This window comes from Rhizobium sp. NPDC090279 (assembly GCF_044769665.1).
Classification (GTDB): Bacteria; Pseudomonadota; Alphaproteobacteria; order Rhizobiales; family Rhizobiaceae; genus Rhizobium.
The window spans coordinates 71,245-89,969 of sequence record NZ_JBIVYI010000010.1 but is presented as its reverse complement, the minus strand read 5'-3'; the positions used below and the strand labels follow the sequence as shown (position 1 = coordinate 89,969).

The 18,725-nt window shown below is 61.2% G+C and carries 15 protein-coding genes and 1 pseudogene; 8 read left to right on the top strand and 8 right to left on the bottom strand.

Translation table 11 applies throughout. The features are described from left to right. The first annotated feature begins 140 nt into the window (after positions 1-140). Positions 141-1,448 (top strand): serine hydrolase, encoded by a 1,308-nt coding sequence (locus ACIQWP_RS24340; RefSeq protein WP_402793143.1) that lies wholly within the window; start codon positions 141-143, stop codon positions 1,446-1,448. Positions 1,449-1,597: 149 nt separating this feature from the next. On the opposite strand, the gene ACIQWP_RS24335 is transcribed toward ACIQWP_RS24340, so the two are convergent. Further along, positions 1,598-2,602, bottom strand: coding sequence for a glycoside hydrolase family 25 protein (locus ACIQWP_RS24335; RefSeq protein ID WP_402793141.1), 1,005 nt, complete (start codon positions 2,600-2,602; stop codon positions 1,598-1,600). Between the two features lie 246 nt (positions 2,603-2,848). On the opposite strand from ACIQWP_RS24335, the gene ACIQWP_RS24330 reads away from it, so the two are divergent. After that, positions 2,849-3,319 (top strand): BA14K family protein, encoded by a 471-nt coding sequence (locus ACIQWP_RS24330; RefSeq protein WP_402793139.1) that lies wholly within the window; start codon positions 2,849-2,851, stop codon positions 3,317-3,319. A 68-nt stretch (positions 3,320-3,387) separates the two neighbouring features. On the opposite strand, the gene ACIQWP_RS24325 is transcribed toward ACIQWP_RS24330, so the two are convergent. Then, positions 3,388-4,389, bottom strand: coding sequence for a transporter (locus ACIQWP_RS24325; protein WP_402793137.1), 1,002 nt, complete (start codon positions 4,387-4,389; stop codon positions 3,388-3,390). Positions 4,390-4,676: 287 nt separating this feature from the next. Between ACIQWP_RS24325 and ACIQWP_RS24320 the strand changes: the two genes are divergently transcribed. Together ACIQWP_RS24320 and ACIQWP_RS24315 are read left to right on the top strand one after the other, a co-directional pair. Next, complete coding sequence (locus ACIQWP_RS24320; protein ID WP_402793135.1) at positions 4,677-6,455, top strand: acyl-CoA dehydrogenase; 1,779 nt, start codon at positions 4,677-4,679, stop codon at positions 6,453-6,455. 9 nt (positions 6,456-6,464) lie between these two features. Then, positions 6,465-7,217 carry a crotonase/enoyl-CoA hydratase family protein gene (locus ACIQWP_RS24315; RefSeq protein ID WP_402793133.1) on the top strand — a complete coding sequence of 251 codons (753 nt, stop codon included), beginning with the start codon at positions 6,465-6,467 and terminating at the stop codon, positions 7,215-7,217. 83 nt (positions 7,218-7,300) lie between these two features. Here ACIQWP_RS24315 and ACIQWP_RS24310 read toward each other — a convergent pair whose 3' ends face one another. Both ACIQWP_RS24310 and ACIQWP_RS24305 read right to left on the bottom strand, forming a co-directional pair. Next, positions 7,301-8,551: a class I SAM-dependent RNA methyltransferase gene (locus ACIQWP_RS24310; protein WP_402793131.1), complete on the bottom strand. Its 1,251-nt coding sequence runs from the start codon at positions 8,549-8,551 to the stop codon at positions 7,301-7,303. Continuing rightward, positions 8,548-9,288, bottom strand: coding sequence for a TlyA family RNA methyltransferase (locus tag ACIQWP_RS24305; RefSeq protein WP_402793129.1), 741 nt, complete (start codon positions 9,286-9,288; stop codon positions 8,548-8,550). The genes ACIQWP_RS24310 and ACIQWP_RS24305 overlap by 4 nt, the downstream gene beginning before the upstream one ends. 111 nt (positions 9,289-9,399) lie before the next feature. Here ACIQWP_RS24305 and ACIQWP_RS24300 point away from each other — a divergent pair, with 111 nt between their 5' ends. Beyond that, positions 9,400-10,407, top strand: coding sequence for a DUF4424 domain-containing protein (locus ACIQWP_RS24300; protein WP_402793127.1), 1,008 nt, complete (start codon positions 9,400-9,402; stop codon positions 10,405-10,407). Positions 10,408-10,730: 323 nt separating this feature from the next. Next, the gene (locus ACIQWP_RS24295; protein ID WP_402793125.1) at positions 10,731-12,686 is read left to right on the top strand and encodes a methyl-accepting chemotaxis protein; all 1,956 of its coding nucleotides are present in this window, start codon (positions 10,731-10,733) and stop codon (positions 12,684-12,686) included. A gap of 132 nt (positions 12,687-12,818) precedes the next feature. Here ACIQWP_RS24295 and ACIQWP_RS24290 read toward each other — a convergent pair whose 3' ends face one another. Continuing rightward, positions 12,819-13,616, bottom strand: a complete 798-nt coding sequence (locus tag ACIQWP_RS24290; RefSeq protein WP_402793122.1) for an NAD(P)H-dependent oxidoreductase — start codon at positions 13,614-13,616, stop codon at positions 12,819-12,821. A 95-nt stretch (positions 13,617-13,711) separates the two neighbouring features. Here ACIQWP_RS24290 and ACIQWP_RS24285 point away from each other — a divergent pair. Further along, a pseudogene (locus tag ACIQWP_RS24285) lies at positions 13,712-14,637 on the top strand (LysR family transcriptional regulator). A gap of 161 nt (positions 14,638-14,798) precedes the next feature. Here ACIQWP_RS24285 and dxs read toward each other — a convergent pair. After that, on the bottom strand, positions 14,799-16,715 hold the full coding sequence (gene dxs, locus ACIQWP_RS24280) for a 1-deoxy-D-xylulose-5-phosphate synthase (protein ID WP_402793120.1): 1,917 nt from the start codon (positions 16,713-16,715) through the stop codon (positions 14,799-14,801). A gap of 125 nt (positions 16,716-16,840) precedes the next feature. After that, entirely contained in the window at positions 16,841-17,764 is a 924-nt protein-coding gene (locus ACIQWP_RS24275; protein ID WP_402793117.1) for a pirin family protein, read from the bottom strand. A gap of 140 nt (positions 17,765-17,904) precedes the next feature. On the opposite strand from ACIQWP_RS24275, the gene ACIQWP_RS24270 reads away from it, so the two are divergent. Next, complete coding sequence (locus ACIQWP_RS24270; protein WP_402793114.1) at positions 17,905-18,438, top strand: hypothetical protein; 534 nt, start codon at positions 17,905-17,907, stop codon at positions 18,436-18,438. A 36-nt stretch (positions 18,439-18,474) separates the two neighbouring features. On the opposite strand, the gene ACIQWP_RS24265 is transcribed toward ACIQWP_RS24270, so the two are convergent. Then, positions 18,475-18,723, bottom strand: coding sequence for an exodeoxyribonuclease VII small subunit (locus tag ACIQWP_RS24265; protein WP_169644658.1), 249 nt, complete (start codon positions 18,721-18,723; stop codon positions 18,475-18,477). Positions 18,724-18,725 lie beyond the last annotated feature (2 nt).

The window sequence follows — 18,725 nt, the reverse complement described above, 5'->3', positions numbered from 1 at the left end:
GGGCCGTGCCTTCCAGTGCCCGGTTCAAGCCGACTTGTCCCCTTGGAACCACCAAAATGATAGACGTTGGTGGTGGCGATCGATAATGATTGGCTCGATGATGTGAAAGGCAGGCGGCTCGGTCGACCTGCGTTGAGGTCATGATCGTGTCTGCATCTGTCGTCCCACCGCATGTCTTGTCCGACGACGCGATTCGCCGACTGCTTATTGAGCGTGTTGATGAGCGCCGCCTAAGCGTCGGCATGGTGGTCGGGGTCACTGAAGGCAACGGCCATCGGATCGTCGCCCATGGCCACCGCGACACAAGTGGCGCAGACCCTGTGACCGAAAAAACCGTGTTCGAGATCGGGTCGATCACTAAGTTGTTCACTGCGCTGTTGCTGTCCGACATGGCCAACCGGGGTGAGGTCTGGATGGATGAGCCGGTCGCGGAGCTGTTGCCGACCGAAACACGCGTGCCGGTTCGCGACGGCAAAGCCATCACTCTTCGCCACCTGGCCTCGCATTATTCCGGACTGCCGCGCGTGGCGACGAATGGGGACTCGCCATCTCGGCCAGGTGGCCCCTATGCCGCATACTCGGCGGAAAGGCTCTACGAGTTTCTCGCCGGCCACGAATTGAACCGGACACCTGGCGAGAGCTTTGAATATTCGAATGTTGGGGTCGGATTGCTGGGACACGCGCTGGTACTGCGTGCCGGGGCTGGCGGCTACGAGAGCCTGCTCCGTGCGCGCATCCTTGATCCACTGCGGATGGACGACACCGGCATCGCAATACCGTCGCGGTTGGCTGGAAACATTGCGTCGGGACACAATGATAGTTTGGAGCCAACCTTTGATTGGGCTTTCGACGCGCTGGCCGGGACGGGCGCGCTGCGCTCGACCCTGCCCGATCTGTTGTGTTTTGTCGACGCGGTGTGCGATGAGAGATCATCGCTCGCGTCCGTCATCCGTCCGTTGATGACACCGCGTGACCAAGGCGGCTTGGAACTGGCGACGCAGCATCTGGATGGCGTAGTTGCCCTATCGAAGCCGGGTGGTACCGGTGGTGCCCGCGCTTTTGTCAAATGCATTCCAGAATGGAAACGTGGAGTGGCTGTGCTCAGCAACGCGAGCATCGATGCCGTTGTCGATCTCGGCGCCCATGTGCTCAACCCGAGCCGCGACTTGATGTCGTATCCGAAGGAAGTCGCGATCACCCCCAACTGCCTCGCCCGTTTGGTGGGACGTTATCAAATGAACGATTGGGTGTTCGATGTTACATCGACGGGCGACCGGCTCCATGTTCCGATCGCCGATCAGCATCGGGTGTTCCCTACCTCGGAATGGCATTTCTTTCACAAGAGCGCGCCCATGCAGCTCACCTTCGAACCCGGCGGAGACGGCAGCGCCGCTCGCTTGATCCTGCACTACAACGGCGCCGATCAGGTGGCCGAAAGGATCGGGTAGTGCAAGAGTGATCTGCCGACCAACTTCGGTCCATGCACGGTCCGCTACAATCGCGTCGCGATCTTTCAGCGTCGCTCCTTGTGCCCTAAGCTCCCGATTTCCTGCATGTCGCTATCCGCAAAACCGCTGCATGCTTTTGCGCGGTTGCTTTAGAAATCCTGGTAGTTCAGTTCGTTGACCTCGACCGGCTTGGACTGCGGGGTCGAAGCGGTGACGACCGGGTCGAGCATGAGCGAAACGAGCGCTTGCCGTGGCCCGCTGCACATCGCTGCAAGCGCAATCGTCAGATCCGGCGCGGGCAGGGGCTTGGCCGGCAGGAGATCACCCTGCGGCCAGATCTTCGCGAGCTGAACCCTCGTCATCGGCACGACATTGACGTCGATGTCGCTGAGCGTGCCCGGCACCCGATAGGGGCAGCTCTTCTCCGAGCAATTGTCCGATGAAACGAACTGCCAGATGGCATAGTTGTCCCAGTTGCCGAGCGGGAAGGTGCCTTTCACATCGGGCTTGTACCGCGCATACCACAGGGGCAACCGCGACAGCAGCGGATAGGTGCCGCGGTGGTCTGCGATATAGCGCGCCGTGTTGTGATTGACGTAGAGAACGGGGTAGCGCCCGGTCCTGACCTTGATGTGCGCCACGAAGATCTGCGCATCGTCGAGCGACATGAACTGCGTCGTATCCATGCCGTCGATGTCAAGCACCATCAATTCGTCCGGCTGCGGGTCGGCGTAATCGAGAAAATGATTGGCTTGGTCGATCGGGTTGCCGGGCCGGCCCAGATGATAGGCGCCCCATAACAGGCCATTCGTCTTTGCCAGCATGCGGCGCGTCTGAAACAGCTCGCGGCTGACGGCGTATTTGCGCCACATCGTCCTGCAATGGGCCACGGTATCGCCGCCGTGATCGCCGGTGCAGCTGAAGCTTTCAGGCAGGCCGTCGGAGGCCTTGGAGATGAAGCCGGCGATCCGCTTGTCCTGCAGAAACGCGTTCCAGTCGATGGTGTTCAGCTCGTAAGCATCGACAATCAGGGCGTTTTTCGGATCGCTCCAGGGCTGGCTTTCACCGGCCGAAGGCTTGGAGACCGGCCCCATCAGGGTCAGGATCGTCAGCAAGCCGTAAATGAGGAGGTTACTCTTTCGGTATCCTTTCATGAAATAATAGTAAGGATTGCTGGTTAATCTTGGGTTAAGGATGAAATCACTATAAATTCATCGTGGAGCCCCGCATAACTCCTTAAATTGGTAGGGATTTGAGGAACCAAATAACGCGCTGTCGCGTTTCTTGTCGTCTACTCGGATATGCGACGAAGCAGGCAGCGAAACCTTGCTCGGGAAGCATTCCCGGCATGAAACGCCTATAGGCTTGAGCACAAGTCGAACCAGGGAATGGAGATGAAAATGCTTGGTTTCCGTGCAAAAATCGCGACCGTCGCCGTAACGGCTGCCGTCGCCCTGACGAGCTTCACACCGTCTTTTGCCATGCAGATGCCCACCGCGCCGATCGTTAATCAGTCCGCGCCTGCCCAGGCCGCGCCCGGCAATGTCGAACAGGTGCAGTGGCGCCATGGCGGTTACTATCGCCGCGGCTGGTATGGCGGCTATCGTGGTTATCGGGGAGGCTATCGTGATGGCTATCGCTACCATGATGGTTATTGGTTCCCGCTGGCCGCCTTCGGCGCCGGCGCCCTCATCGGCGGCGCGATCGCCAGCCAGCCGCGCTATTACGAGCCGGCTCCGGCTCCGAGCGCTGGTATCAATCCACGCCATGTCGAATGGTGCGAGTCGCGCTATCGTTCCTATCGCTCCTACGACAATACGTTCCAGCCCAATTCCGGCCCGCGTCGCCAGTGCTACTCGCCGTATTTCTAAACAGCGTCTCCTGAATGACCGATGCCAGCCGTCCGGTTCCCGCCGGGCGGCTTTTGCATGGTTGGACGTCAGAGAATGTTGACCCGCTTGAGTAGCCACCATGCCAGAAGCATGGATGCGATGATGAAGCACACCGCATATCCGGTACCGCCCGCTCCGCCCGAGAGTGGCAATGTCGATGTATTCATGCCGAAGAAACCGGTCACCAGTGTCGGCGGTAACAGAAATGCGGTCATGATCGAAAGGATGTAGAGATGCCGATTGATCTCGGAGGCGAGCTTCGAATCGATTTCTTCGTGCAGCAGCCTGGCCCGTTCCTGCAGTGCATAGACGTCATGTTCGACCGCTTCCAGCCGCCCCGTCAGCCGCCCCGCGACATCCTCGAAGCCGAGCGGCATTTCCTCGTCGTCGGAGGCGGCGGCATGGCGCATTAGCGAGAGAACGGTCCGCAGATGGCGATGCAGGCGCACGATCGTCCGGCGGATCGGCGGAAGCTTCGAGCGCTCGTCGCGCGACGTATTCCCGTGGACGAAATCCTCGATAGCATTCAGCTCTTCGCTGATCTCGATGACGACGGAGATCAAGCTGCGTTGGAATTCGACGACGATCAGCTCGAAAATGTCCACCGGGTTCGTGAATCGCGCGGCATTCTTCTCGATCAGCACGCGAGCCCGATCCAGGCTGCGGAGCGGCTGCAGACGGCTGGTGATGAGAAGGCGATCGGTCATGGCGAAATGCAGCCAGCCGATGTCATGGGTGTTGTGCGCGAAGTCGCGCTGGAAATCGACCAAAGTGCCGAAAAGCATTTGTTCGTCAACGGTGAGCGTCGCATGGGTCTCATGCGTCGTCAGAGCTATGCGAGCGGCTTCGTTCAGTTCGGGCGCCTCCTCGAGGAAGGCCGGCACGCGCGCATCCACGAGATTGAGATGCAGCCAGAGAAAACCGTCGCCGCTGAAAAGCGCCGAACGATCGGTATCGTCAGGCAGGCGCTCCGGTTTGGCTGCGCCGGGACGGAGACGGTAGGCCCAGATAAAGCCGGGTATCGTATTGGCTGACGTGAGCGTGTTCATGGCGGTATCGTTCGCATTGTCTGAACAGTTGCCTTAGTCTTCGTTCATGACGATTGTTTATGCAAGTCCATGCCCTGGTGGAATAATCGGGGACATGAGCGGCGATGTCACGGCTACGCGGCGCGCGCAAGACGTATGCGGCGCTCGAATTCGCGAGATGGTGGAAATCGGCATCTTTGCAATCTGAAAAATTGACGTTTACGTAAAAATAAATTAGCTATAGCCACAAATGACCGATGGTCCGGGTGAGGCGGATCATCGCCTGCAGCGATCCGGAGGAAATCATCATGTACAAGGCGCCTGTCGAAGAAATCGCGTTCACGCTCAAACATGTCGCCGGCATGGAGCGCGCGATGGAAGAGGGCATGCTTGGCGATCTCAGCACCGATCTCGTCGATGCCATCCTGTCCGAAGCCGGGCGTTTCGCCGGCGAGGAAATGGAGCCGCTTGCCGAGGTCGGTGACAGGCAGGGCGCAAGGCTGGTGGATGGCAAGGTGGTTCTCCCCGACGGCTGGGAGCAGCTTTATCGCGATTGGATCGCCGGCGGCTGGAACGGCCTGACCGCTCCCGAGGAGTTCGGCGGGCAGGGCCTGCCGCATATGCTGAACATCGCGACGCTGGAAATGTGGAATTCCGCCTCGATGGCCTTCGGTCTCGCGCCAACCTTGACCATGGGTGCCGTTGAGGCCTTGCACGCTCATGGCAGCGCCGATCTCAAGAAAAAATATCTTGCAAAGCTCATATCCGGCGAGTGGTCCGGCACGATGAACCTGACTGAGCCGCAGGCCGGTTCCGATGTCGGCGCTCTGCGCACGCGTGCCGAACGCCGCGATGACGGCACCTATCGCCTCTTTGGTCAGAAGATCTTCATCACCTGGGGCGATCACGAGGCGGCGGAAAACATCATCCATCTTGTTCTCGCGCGTCTGCCGGATGCGCCTGCCGGCACGCGCGGCATTTCGCTGTTCCTCGTGCCGAAATTCCTTGTCAACGACGATGGCTCGCTCGGCGCCCGCAATGATTATTTTGCCCATTCATTGGAGCACAAGCTCGGCATCCATGGCTCGCCGACCTGCACGATGATCTGCGGCGATGGCAAGCATGGCAGCGAGAAGGGGGCTATCGGCTGGCTCATCGGCGAGGAGAACAAGGGCCTCGCCTGCATGTTCACGATGATGAACAATGCGCGGCTCGCCGTGGGCATCCAGGGTGTCGCCATTGCCGAGGCCGCGACCCAGAAGGCGATCGCCTATGCCAGGGAGCGCACGCAGGGCCGGGCGCCGGGCACGACATCGTCGGGCATGAGCCCGATCATCGAGCATCCCGATGTCGCCCGCACGCTGCTGACGATGAAAGCTTTGACGCAAGGGTCGCGCGCCATCTGCTACGCCTGTGCGGAGGCGATCGACATGTCGCACCGCGACCCGCAGAAGGCCCGTTTCTGGCAGGAGCGCGCCGCATTGCTGACGCCGATCGCTAAGTCCTTTTCGACCGACGCCGGCGTCGATGTCGCCTCGCTCGGCATCCAGGTCCATGGCGGCATGGGCTTTATCGAAGAGACCGGTGCGGCACGCCTGCTGCGTGATGCGCGCATCGCACCGATCTACGAGGGCACCAACGGCATCCAGGCGATCGACTTGGTGACGCGCAAGCTGACGCTTGCCAACGGCGATCACGTGCGCGGCTTCATCGCCGAATTGCGAGAGATTGCCGATAGCGTCGCGAAATCCAATCTCGAAGGTTTCGGTGAGACGGCGCCGGTGCTGCAGGCGGCCATCGCCGATCTGGAAAAGACGACCGAATGGCTCCTGTCGAAGCAGGCGGAAGGCGCCGTTGCCGAAGCGCTGGCTGGCGCGACCCCTTACCAGCGGCTCTTCGGCCTTGTGCTGACCGGCTCCTATCTGGCCAAGGGAGGCCTTGCCGATGCGGGAGACGGTGAAGGAGGCAAGCGCATCGCGCTTTGCCGCTTTGCCGCCGAGAACCTCCTGGCTGAAACCGCCGCCCTCTCTGATCGGGTCATCGCCGGCGCATCCAGCCTCGAAGCTGCCCGTGTCGCATTAGTCTAAGGAAAAGCCATGACCGACTACATCCTGATCGAACGCCCCGAGACCGCGCCGCACGTCCAGATCATCCGGTTCAACCGGCCGGAAAAGAAGAATGCCATCACGCGCGCCATGTATCAGACCATGACCGATGCAGTGACGGCGGCGGAAGCCGCGCCGGATATCCGCGTCCACGCCTTTCTCGGCAGCGAAGGCTGTTTTTCCGCGGGCAATGATCTCGCCGATTTCCTCGCTTTTGCCATGGGCGGCAGCATGGGGCGCGAAGTCATTGATTTTCTCGTTGCGCTGGCGAGCGCAAGGAAGCCGGTCGTCTCCGGCGTCGATGGCCTGGCGATCGGCATCGGCACGACGATCCACCTGCATTGCGATCTGACGGTTGCCTCTGATCGCAGCCTGTTCAAGACGCCTTTCGTTGATCTCGCCCTCGTTCCCGAGGCCGCATCGAGCTTGATCGCCCCGCGCGTCATGGGTCATCAGCGCGCCTTCGCCCTGCTTGCCCTCGGTGAAGGCTTTTCAGCGGCCGAAGCAAAGGATGCCGGACTGATCTGGAAGGTCACCGCGCCGGACGCTGTGGAGGCTGAGACCCTGTCTCTGGCCGCAAAGCTGGCGGCCAAGCCGCCCGAGGCCCTGCGGATCGCACGCGACCTGATGCGCGGCCCGCCGGATGCCGTCCTCGACCGCGTCCAGAAAGAGGCCGAGCATTTCGCCGCCCAGCTGAAAAGCGCCGAAGCCCGCGCAGCCTTCGAGGCATTCATGAAGCGGTAAATACCCTATCCGCCCTCGTGATGAGGAGGCCCAACGGGCCGTCTCGAACCAGGAGGGTCGGCCCCCACTTGCGGCGAGAAGACTTACTTCTCCAGCGCTACAACCACCTCGACATGCGAGGTCCACAGGAACTGGTCGATCGGCGTTACTTGCCTGATCCGGTAGCCGCCTTCGACCAGCAAAGCGAGATCGCGGGCAAGCGTCAGCGGATTGCAGGAGACGGCGACGATCTTTTTGACCTGCGAGCGCGCAAGCTCCTTGGTCTGGAATTCCGCGCCGGCGCGGGGCGGATCGAAGACGACGGCGTCGTAGACCTTCAGTTCCTGCGTCATTAGCGGCCGGCGGAAGAGATCGCGGCGTTCGACGGTAACAGGCTTCAATCCCGGTGTGTTGCGCGCGGCCTGGTCGAGTGCGGCCAGCGGCTTCTCTTCCCCTTCCACCGCATGCACCCGCCCGATGCGCGCCAGGCGAAGCGAGAAGGTGCCGCTGCCGGCGAAGAGATCGGCAATGCGCTTTGCCTTGCCGATATGGGAAACGACAAGTTCGGCCATGGCGTCCTCAGCCTGCTTGGTCGCCTGGGTGAAGGCGCCTGCCGGAGGCGAGACCTGTACGCCGCCGAAATCGATCATCGGCTTTAGCGGCTCCACCAGGATCTCGCCGTTCAGCGAGACGCGGGCGATGCCGCGCAGCGACAGCACGGTTTCGATCGTGCTGCGGCGCTGCTTGTCCGAAAGCGACTTGATGCCGTCGACGGCAAGGTCGAGACCGGTCGGTGTTTCCAGCACGGAAACGCGGAAGGCTTCGGCATTGATGGCGATTGCCGCCGCGATGGTCTTGATCGCCGGCAAGCGGGTCATGATGCCGGTCGAGGCGATGGGACATTCCTCGATCGCGACGATGTGGTGGCTCTCGGCCTGGTTGAAGCCGATGAGCATGTCCTTTTCGGTCTTGCGAGCGGCGAAGACGACCTTGCGGCGCTCGCCGGGATGCGCGGCAACGATATCGCCCACCTCGGGCGTCAAACCCTTCGAGCGCAATGCGTCGACGACGAGCTGCCGCTTGAAGGCGCGATAGGGCGCGTCGGCATAGTGCTGCAGCGTGCAGCCGCCGCAGGTGCCGTTGACGCCGTCAGGGCCGAAGTGGCGACAGTGCGGCTCCTGTCGGTCCGGCGAGGCCGACGCGATCGACATCGGCGTACCCTGGCTTTTTACCCGCGCGATGGCGACGCTTTCGCCTGGAAGGGTGAAGGGCACGTAGATCGGGCCATCGGCGCCCTGTGCGATGCCGTCGCCCTGGGCGCCGAGCTTCTGGATGGTGACGGTTTCGGTGCTCATGGCTTGATCCCTGCGAGAAGAAATTCCTGGTTGCCGTCGCCGCCCGTGATCGGCGAAGCGATGAGGCCGAGGCTTTGCCAGCCCATGTCTTCGGTGAACCAGCGCTCGAGTTCGGCCGCAACCGCCGGAGCGGAGGAGGGGTCCTTCAAAAGACCGGCCTTGCCGATCGCATCGCGCCCCGCCTCGAATTGCGGTTTCACCAGCAGGACCGTCCGCGCGCCCGGTTCGGCGAGCGCCAATGCCGGCGCCAGCGCCAGCTTCAGCGAAATGAAGGAGACGTCGGAGACGACGAAGGAGAAGGGTTCGCCGATATCCTCGGCGATCAGGTTGCGCGCGTTCAACCCCTCGATATTGGTCACGCGCGGATCGGCCGCTATGCGCGGATGCATCTGGTCGTGGCCGACGTCGATCGCCGTGACGTGGGCAGCGCCACGCTGCAGCAGGACCTCGGTAAAGCCGCCCGTCGATGCGCCGACATCGAGACAGTACTGTCCCCGCGGATCGAGGCCGAAATGGTCGAGCGCCGCCACCAGCTTCAGCGCCGCGCGCGACACGTAATCCTGTGCGGGATCGTCGATGCTGATCTGTGCATGTTCGCCAAACAGCGCCCCCGGCTTCGCCACGATCTTGCCGTTCACAGTCACCGTGCCGCGCTGGATCGCATCGCGGGCGCGCGAACGGCTGGCGAAGAGGGAGAGGCTGACGAGGAGCTGGTCGAGGCGTTGTGGTTCGGACATAGCTGTCCATGCCGGGCAACGGACTATGTTGCAAGCCTTTTATGCAGATATCGCCGTTGACGCCGGATCGCGGCCGGCGATAATCGCTGCGATCAACGGGCGAGGGGCATCATGCGGAAGATCTGTGGCTATGCGGCATTGGTGGCAATGGTCGCCGTTCCTGCTATGGCGAACGACACCATGGCCGAGCTGAGGACAGGCGGCCTCGCCTATGTGCGCACCGGCGATATCAGCATGGATCAGGAAAAGCTGTTCATCTCGCAGACCGAAGTCCGTGTCGACTACGTGTTCGAAAATACCTCCGACAAGGATGTCGAAAGCGTCGTCGCCTTTCCGATGCCTGACATCAAGGGCGACATAGACAGCATGGTCGATGCCGGTAACGTCGATTCCGACAATTTCCTCGGCTTCACCGTGACGCAGGACGGCACCGCCATCACCCCGACGCTGCAACAGCGGGTATCGGTGGCCGATGTCGATATGACGGATGAATTGAAGGCGCACGGCGTGCCGCTGCTGCCGCTCAGCAAGGCGGCGTCGGATGCCGTCGCCAGGTTACCGGTCGACGTGCTCGAGGACTGGACGGCCCGGGGTCTGATCGCCGATGACGAATACGACAATGACGGCCAGGGCATGAAGCATCATCCGACGCCGATGTGGACGCTGCATACGACCTACTGGTGGCGCACCAAGTTTCCAGCAAAGGCCAGGATCGCCGTTCAGCATCGCTACAAGCCGAGCGTCGGCGGCACGGTCGCCATCACCTTCGCCGGTGAGGAAGACTATCAGAAGCAGCAGTTGCAGGCCTATCGGGGCAAGTATTGCGTCGACGATGCCTTTATGACGACCGCGTTGAAGCTTGCAGCCGTAGCCGACAAAGGCGGCCGGGGCTATACGGAAAACTGGATCTCCTACGTGCTGACGACGGGAGCCAATTGGTCCGGTCCGATCAAGCATTTCGAGCTGACGGTCGATAAGGGCAGTCCTGAAAACTACATCAGCTTCTGCGGAACCAATGTGAAGAAGACCGGCCCGAGCACCTTCCAGATGACTGCGCAGGATTTCTATCCCGAACACGATCTGGATATCCTGATCCTGGCCGCTGCAACGGTGAACTAGAGTAGTTCCGGCAAAAGTGCGAAGCGGTTTTGCGTCTGCAATGGCTTGAAACGGAGAGGCAGAGCATTTCCGTCACGCCGCTAGAAGCGCACATGCTGTGGCGCGCGCCGGGCCGTCTGCGCAAGTTAAATAAATTTAAAGCCGAAGCCTCTACTCATGCCTGTGATTGCGGTGATCCTTTTTGAGATCATCGCCTGCCATGAAGGCTTCGCGCGTCTGCGTCCCAATCATGCCCCCCTGAATTCTCCGAGCAATGGCCGCGTCCCCTCCCAGGCGCGGTCGAATGGTGCTCGCCAGGACCGGCGCTCAGGAGGCGCTCGCTCATGTTTGCGAAGAAACTCTCTTTGAATGGCAAGCTTGCCATCACCTTTACGGCCCTGATCGCCATTTTCGCCTGCGTTTCCGCCTTCGTCTATTCCAAGGAAGAGGTCTCCGCAGGCGCCGCCGCCGAGCAGGCCCAGTCGCAGCAGCTCGTCAGCCTGATCGACGATTCCCTGCAGGCCATGCTGGAACAGGCCGTCAACCTGCGCGGCTTCCTGCTGCTGCGCAGCGACAGCACCTATGGAGATATCTTCGCCAATCGCGAACGCATGTTGAAAAGCATCACCGCCGCCAAGCAGGTCGCGGCCGGCTCTCCGGATCTGCTGCAGGCGATCGACAACATGCAGAAGGCTGCCGATCTCTATTTCCATCAGCTCGCGGAGCCGCAGGCCAAGGCCCGCAAGGAAACCGAGATGCCGCTCGATCAGATCGTCAAGATCGGTCAGAACGAAACCAGGGGACAGCTTGATGGCTTCCGTGAAGCCGCCGCCAAGATCAAGCAGGCCGCCCGCGCCCAGGCGGGCAACCTGGCCTCCATGCAGGAGGATGCCAACGGTGATCTGCGCCTGACCCTCATCCTGGGCGGCATCTTCGCCTCGCTCACTGCTGCCGTGCTTGCCTGGCTGCTGTCACGCATCATCGTGCGCCCGATCGTCGGCATGACGGCCGCAATGGGCCGACTGGCAAACGGCGAGCATGATGTCGAAGTGCCGGCCGTCGGCCGTGGCGATGAAGTCGGCCGGATGGCCGATGCCGTTCTGGTCTTCAAGCAGGCAGGGATCGAAAAGCTGCGCCTCGCCGGCGAGACTGATCGCATGCGTGGCGACGCAGAACGTCAGCGCCTGTTGAACGACGAGCAGAAGGCGCACGAAGAGGGTGAAATCCGTTTCGCCATGGAAACACTCGCCGGCGGCCTCTCGGCTCTGTCGTCTGGCAATGTCGCAATCCGCCTTCACAACAGCTTTGCGCAGCAATTCGACGGCGTTCGTGCCGACTTCAACAATGCCGTCGAGAAACTGGAAGCGGCCCTGCAGTCCGTCGGCTCCAATGCCCGCGCCATCAATGCCGGTGCCGGTGAGATCCGTTCGGCTGCCGACGACCTTGCCCATCGCACCGAGCAGCAGGCAGCCTCCGTCGAGGAAACTGCCGCCGCGCTGGAACAGGTGACGACAACGGTTCGGGATTCGGCCAAGCGCGCCGAGGATGTCGGCCATCTCGTCGAGCGTGCGCGCCTCGGTGCCGAAAAGTCCGGCGAGGTGGTACGCAAGGCGGTCTCCGCCATGCAGCAGATCGAAAAGTCTTCCGGCGAGATCAGCAACATCATCAGCGTCATCGACGACATCGCCTTCCAGACCAACCTGCTGGCGCTGAATGCCGGTGTTGAAGCCGCCCGCGCCGGCGACGCCGGCAAGGGCTTTGCCGTGGTTGCCCAGGAAGTCCGCGAACTTGCCCAGCGCTCCGCCAATGCCGCCAAGGAAATCAAGTCGCTGATCACCACCTCGAGCGATCAGGTCAATACCGGCGTCTCGCTCGTCGGCGAAACCGGCAAGGCGCTGGAGCTGATCGTCTCCGAAGTACAGGAAATCAACCGCCACGTCGGCGCGATCGTCACGGCGACCCGCGAACAGTCGATCGGGCTGCAGGAGATCAATACGGCGGTCAACACCATGGATCAGGGCACGCAGAAGAATGCCGCCATGGTCGAAGAGCAGACGGCTGCAAGCCATGCGCTCGCCCGCGAGGCTGCGGCGCTGAACGAATTGCTTCAGCAGTTTCGCCTTGGCAATTCCGCCCCGGCAGTCCCTGCTCAGGCAATCCCCGCCCGGCCTGTCACGGCAACGGCGCGTTCGAAGCCTGCCGTATCTCCCGCCCGCGCTCTCGGCCGCACGGTGGCGAAAGCCTTTGGCGGCAAGGCAACCGCGGCAGCCGCCGCTCAGGACGAGTGGGAAGAGTTTTGATGCTTCGATAGCCCTCCCCATGTGGGGAGGGCTATCGTATCTGGCAGAGGAATGCTTTCAGGCAGTACTACTCCACCCGGCTCTTGATCTCAGGCGCGACAGAGCTTCTTGCTTGATCCTTGTCCGGCGGACCTAGCCGTCTTTGCCTGCGCCGTTCAAGTGAAGCGCGAAGCCGGTCGTTTCCGGATCACCCAGCTCCGCGCGGAGCTGCATGCTGGGGATCAGATAACCGCCGCCATTTTGCTGCCGATAGGGGATGGGAGGGGTGGTCTCGATCGTCCTCATCCGCGCGCGCAGGCGCTCGACCGCCGATTGGAAGCCGGCCTCGTCCAGGCGATCGACCCTGTAGGTCACGAAGGGCGGAAGCACCTCGTAGCCCGGATAATAGAGGATGCCGTGATTGATCGGGAACAGCAGATCGTCGATCGGTCCATTGATTCCCCGGGGCGCATAGTGCTCCTCCCAGCCACCGGCAGTCACGATCAACATTGCGCGTTTTCCAACGAGCGTTCCTTCACCGTAGCGGTCGCCCCATCGCTTGTCGCTGTGCTCGCCGACTCCATAGGCAAAGCCATAGGCGAATACCCGGTCGACCCAACCCTTGAGGATCGCCGGCATGGTGAACCACCAGAGGGGGAACTGGAGAATCAGCATGTCGGCCCACAGCAGCTTTTCGATTTCGGCCTTGACATCCTCTGTCAGCGCATTGGTCTCGAATGCCTTTTTGGAAGCTGCGCCCGCCACGAACCGGTCATCCGGCGCCAGCCATGGAAAGTCGGCACGGTCAACCTCGGATTTCCAGCCGTCGGCATAAAGGTCCGACACGCGCACCTCATGGCCGTGAGCCTCGAGTTCCTTTATGGCGACGTCGCGAAGTGCGCCGTTGAGCGAGCGTGGCTCGGGATGGGCAAAAACAAGTAGAACTTTCATGGGTCAGCGATCCTAAGTTGGAAGGTCGACCTCTAAGCTAGATAGCACACCGGTAATCCGCTATATGTAGGAAATGCATAAGTTTATGCCGGATAGTGGATAAATTGAACGTCACTCTCGAACACATGCGCACATTTGTTCGCGTCGCCGAGCGCGGGAACCTGTCGGCGGTTGCGCGCGAGCTCGGAGTCGGTCAATCAACCGTCACGCGGCATCTGCGGGAGCTCGAGGAAGCCGTCGGTGTGCCTTTGCTCAGCAGGACCACCCGGCGTGTCACGATGACCGATGAAGGCAGCCGCTACTATGCCGATAGCATTCAGATCTTGCGCCTCGTCGAGCAGGCCGGCGACGAGGTGCGGGCCACGCGCGGCGCGCCCGCCGGCACGATCCGGATATCCTGCACGGCGGCGTTCGGGATCTTGCATGTCAGCCGGCTGATCTTCGCGTTTCAAGATCGCTATCCCGACATCGGCGTCGATCTCAGCCTCACCGACGAGCGCATCGATCTCGTGCGCGAAGGTGTCGATATCGCACTTCGCTTAGGGCCTCTCACCGATAGTTCCATGAAGCTGCGGGCTCTCGGCCAGTCCCGGCGCCTATTCGTCGCGGCACCGGATTATCTGGCGAAGCGAGGAACACCGGCTAGCCCGTTGGACCTTTCCAGCCATGAGGGTATCCGCATGTCAAACGTGGCCGGCAGCGATCTGCTAAGCCTGCAGGGACCGGATGGTAGGCACCACGCCGTTCCGTTCGGCGGGCGGTTTCGCGTCGATCATGGCCTTGCCGCGCGCGAAGCACTGGTCGCGGTGTCGCGCCCGCCCATCGATGGCTTGTCGATGATCTCCTGACCACCGGTCGGCTGGAGGTGATCCTGCCGGACTATTCGCTGCCGCCTACTCCGCTCAGCATGCTGATTGTCCCAGAGCGTGCGGGCATAGCGCGCGTCCGGCTGCTGGTCGACTTTTTCGTCGGAGAGATCGGCACCATCCCAGGAATCGAAAAGCCGCAATCGGGGCGTTAGATGCGCACAACCGGCATCTCCTTCAACCGGCTCGGTATCCAGCGATTTCTTCCACCATAGCTGTATTTCGTCGAGTGAGCTGACCTATTTGACTGAGCAATCATGGTCGGCTGTATCGGCTCGAGGCGTTCGTTGCCGCTTCGGCTGCGCCGAGTCGCTCGTCACCCGGCGGCTTCGACGATCCGGCCATGACCGAGCGCCCTGAACACCGTCTGCACGATGCCGGCGCGGTCGAGGCCGGCCATGGCGTTCATAGCCTCGGGCTTGGCCTGTTCCACCCAGATATCAGGCATGACCAGCGAACGGATCTTCAGGCCGTTGTCGAGCAGGCCCTGATTGGCCAGGAACTGCATGACCTGGCTGCCGAAGCCGCCGACCGATCCTTCCTCTATGGTGATCAGGATCTCGTGGTGGGCGGCAAGCTGGCGGATGAGGTCGTGGTCGAGCGGCTTGGCGAAGCGTGCATCGGCGACCGTTGTCGACAGCCCGGCGGCGTCGAGATCTTCCGCAGCGGCGAGGCTATCGGCCAGCCGCGTGCCGAAGGACAACAGCGCGACCTTCGAGCCCTGCTTGATGACGCGTCCCTTGCCGATTTCCAGGATCTGGCCGCGTTCGGGCATTTCGATGCCGACGCCTTCTCCGCGCGGATAGCGGAAGGAGATCGGGCCGAGATCGTAGGCCGCCGCAGTGCGCACCATATGCTTGAGTTCGGCCTCGTCGGCAGCGGCCATGACCACGAAACCGGGCAGGGTGGCAATGAAGGTCGTGTCGAAGGAGCCGGCATGCGTCGGACCATCGGCGCCGACGAAGCCGGCACGGTCGATCGGGAAGCGGACCGGCAGGCCCTGGATCGCCACATCATGCACCACCTGGTCGTAAGCACGCTGCAGGAAGGTGGAATAGAGCGCGGCAAACGGCTTGTAGCCTTCCGCGGCAAGGCCGGCTGCGAAGGTCACGGCATGCTGCTCGGCGATGCCGACATCGAAACAGCGTTTGGGGAAGAATTCCTGCAGCTTGTCGAGGCCTGTGCCGTTCGGCATGGCGGCGGTGATGCCGACGATCTTGTCGTCGAGCGTCGCTTCCTGCACCAAAGCGTCCGCAAAGACGCTTGTATAGCTCGGCGCATTCGGTTTCACCTTGGTCTGCGCGCCGGTGATGACGTCGAACTTGTTGACGCCATGATATTTGTCCGCGGCGGCTTCGGCGGGCGGATAGCCCTTGCCCTTCTGCGTCACGACATGGATCAGCACTGGCCCCTGGGCATTGTCGCGGACATTGCGCAGCACGGGCAGCAGGTGCTCGAAGGCATGGCCGTCGATCGGGCCGATGTGATAGAAGCCCATCTCCTCGAACATGGTGCCGCCGGTCACATAGCCCCGTGCATGCTCGACTGCCCGGGTGATGGCGCGGTCGACCTTCTTGCCGAGATAGGCGGTCAGCTTCTTGCCGAAATCCCGGAAGCCCATGTAGGTGCGGCCGGATGCGAGGCGGGCGAGATAGGCGCTCATCGCTCCCGTCGGCGGGGCGATCGACATGTCGTTGTCGTTGAGGATGACGATCAGCCGCGCGTCGAGCGCGCCGGCATTGTTCAAGGCTTCATAGGCCATGCCGGCCGACATCGCGCCGTCGCCGATGACGGCGATCACGCGGCGGTCGGTATTGTCGAGCTCGGCCGCAACAGCCATGCCGAGACCGGCGGAAATGGAGGTCGAGGAATGTGCGGCGCCGAAGGGGTCATATTCGCTTTCGGCACGGCGCGTGAAGCCGGAAAGGCCGCCTTCCTGGCGCAGGGTGCGAATGCGGTCGCGCCGTCCCGTCAGGATCTTGTGCGGATAACACTGGTGGCCGACATCGAAGATCAGGCGATCGTTCGGCGTATCGAAGACGCTATGGATGGCGATGGTCAGCTCGACGACGCCAAGGCCGGCGCCGAGATGTCCGCCGGTGCGCGACACCGCATCGATCATCTCGTCGCGGACTTCGCGTGCGAGTTGCGGCAACTCCCGGTCCTCCAGCTGTCGCAGGTCGGAAGGATATTGGACCCGGTCCAGCAGTGGCGTCTCTGGCTTTTGTGTCAAGGCGGAAGCCTCTTTCTTGCTATTCTTGGGCGGTTGTCCGCCTTTACGTCAAAACAGATTGCGACAAAAGGCGCCGAATTCAAGGTGATCCCGAACAAGAAACATGTGGGATTGTTATGAACCCGTTAGCCCTCCGGCAATGGAATGAATTCTTCCTCATCGCCTGGTACGATGTCGAAGCGGCCCGTGCGCCATTCTTCCTTGGCCTTTTCGATGCGCTCCTTGGAAGATGACACGAAATTCCACCAGATATAGCGCTTCGAATTGAGCGCCGCACCACCAAAAAGCATGAGATGACAGCCTTTTTCCGCAGCTTCCAGGGTAATGGCATCGCCGGGGCGGAAAACGAGGAGCTGATCTTGCGCGAAGTGATCGCCGGCGACGATGAGCGAACCGGAGAGAATGTAAACGGCGCGCTCCTCATGAGCTGCGCCAAAAGGAAACGTCGCGTTCGGCTGAAGCTTTAGATCGACATAGAGCGTGTCGGTGAAGGATTTTACCGGAGATTTCAGGCCTTCAAAATCGCCGATCACCACACGCCCGGTCACGCCGCCATCGGCGATGACAGGCAATTCGTCTTTCTCGGTATGGGCGAAGGATGGATCGATCTCTTCCTTGTCGTCAGGGAGTGCTAGCCAGGTCTGCAGGCCCGACATCGCAAAGGGATGGTCGCGTAGGTTCTCAGGGGTGCGTTCGGAATGCACGATGCCGCGTCCGGCCGTCATCAGGTTGATGTCGCCGGGACGGATCACCTTCGCCGTGCCGAGGCTGTCAAGATGGCGGATCTCGCCGTCGAACAGGTAGGTGACTGTGGAAAGCCCGATATGTGGATGCGGGCGTACATCGACCGCCTGGCCCGGCCGAAAGATTGCAGGCCCCATGCGGTCGAAGAAGATGAATGGGCCCACCAGCCGCCGCCGGCTGCTCGGAAGTGCGCGCCGTACGGAGAAGCCGCCGAGATCGCTGGTACGCGGAATGATGAGGTTCTCGATCGCGTCACAGGCAAAGGCATCACCGGCCTGGGGATCGTTTCCTGGGAAGAAGGACATGAAGGCTCTCCTTTCGGTTAGCCCTTAACCTAACGAGAAAGGTTGGGAAACTCAAATTTCCTGTATGGAATGTGCGTGTAGGTTGTCTCGCATTTCAACTTGTGTGATTGGCGTGATGAAACCATCCGAGGTGAATACGCATGGACAATACGAGAAACAAAGCGTTGATCGCAGTTCTATTGGGAACAACGTTGATCGGATGCAGCACAACGAGCGACAAGTCGGCGACGACAGTTGCAAAGCCCTCAGGCCCAGTTGCAATGGATCGTGGAGTCGCCGCATTTCGCGATATCTGCTTCGCCTTCAAGGCACCCTATGCCGAAAGCTACGCTGCAGCGAAGCGATATGGCATAAAGAAATTTGAAACCAAGCAAAATTCGAGCTGGTTGTCTGGAAAATATACGTATTCCGAAGGTGCTACGGATGATGGATCGCTCATCGTGGGCATCAATCCAAAGGGATTGTGTACTGTTCGGGACCGTCGTCATCCCGGTATGGCCGACGACAAGACCATCGAAGATCAATTCGCAGCCGTAATTCACACGAAATACCCGCTCGCAAGCAGGTTGCGGGAAAATAGCGTTGCCTACACAACTGTAGAAAACTGGAAAAGCATCGATTTCGGGTTCGCGCTCAACTACAAGGGCTACAATATGTTCAGCTCGCCGCTGTGATATTGTTTACTCTTTAGCCAACCGCGCTCCGGCTCACTACCCGTCCAGTGCTTCCGTGCCCTGCGGCTTGCCGGCGCGGTCGAGCCTGATCTTCTCGATACGGTTTTCGGCCGCTGAGAGCAGTGCCTCGCAATGTTTCTTCAGCGCTTCGCCGCGCTCGTAGATGGAAATGGATTCATCCAGCGCCACGTCGCCGCGTTCGAGCCGGGCAACGATGCTTTCAAGTTCCGCCACGGCCTTCTCGAAGGAATAGCCCGAAACATCTGCCTTGGCGTTCTCGCTCATCG

Coding starts and splice junctions, on each gene's coding strand:
- ACIQWP_RS24340 (WP_402793143.1), top strand. CDS start 141: ATGATCGTGTCTGCATCTGTCGTCCCACCGCATGTCTTGTCCGACGAC.
- ACIQWP_RS24335 (WP_402793141.1), bottom strand. CDS start 2,602: ATGAAAGGATACCGAAAGAGTAACCTCCTCATTTACGGCTTGCTGACG.
- ACIQWP_RS24330 (WP_402793139.1), top strand. CDS start 2,849: ATGCTTGGTTTCCGTGCAAAAATCGCGACCGTCGCCGTAACGGCTGCC.
- ACIQWP_RS24325 (WP_402793137.1), bottom strand. CDS start 4,389: ATGAACACGCTCACGTCAGCCAATACGATACCCGGCTTTATCTGGGCC.
- ACIQWP_RS24320 (WP_402793135.1), top strand. CDS start 4,677: ATGTACAAGGCGCCTGTCGAAGAAATCGCGTTCACGCTCAAACATGTC.
- ACIQWP_RS24315 (WP_402793133.1), top strand. CDS start 6,465: ATGACCGACTACATCCTGATCGAACGCCCCGAGACCGCGCCGCACGTC.
- ACIQWP_RS24310 (WP_402793131.1), bottom strand. CDS start 8,551: ATGAGCACCGAAACCGTCACCATCCAGAAGCTCGGCGCCCAGGGCGAC.
- ACIQWP_RS24305 (WP_402793129.1), bottom strand. CDS start 9,288: ATGTCCGAACCACAACGCCTCGACCAGCTCCTCGTCAGCCTCTCCCTC.
- ACIQWP_RS24300 (WP_402793127.1), top strand. CDS start 9,400: ATGCGGAAGATCTGTGGCTATGCGGCATTGGTGGCAATGGTCGCCGTT.
- ACIQWP_RS24295 (WP_402793125.1), top strand. CDS start 10,731: ATGTTTGCGAAGAAACTCTCTTTGAATGGCAAGCTTGCCATCACCTTT.
- ACIQWP_RS24290 (WP_402793122.1), bottom strand. CDS start 13,616: ATGAAAGTTCTACTTGTTTTTGCCCATCCCGAGCCACGCTCGCTCAAC.
- ACIQWP_RS24275 (WP_402793117.1), bottom strand. CDS start 17,764: ATGTCCTTCTTCCCAGGAAACGATCCCCAGGCCGGTGATGCCTTTGCC.
- ACIQWP_RS24270 (WP_402793114.1), top strand. CDS start 17,905: ATGGACAATACGAGAAACAAAGCGTTGATCGCAGTTCTATTGGGAACA.
- ACIQWP_RS24265 (WP_169644658.1), bottom strand. CDS start 18,723: ATGAGCGAGAACGCCAAGGCAGATGTTTCGGGCTATTCCTTCGAGAAG.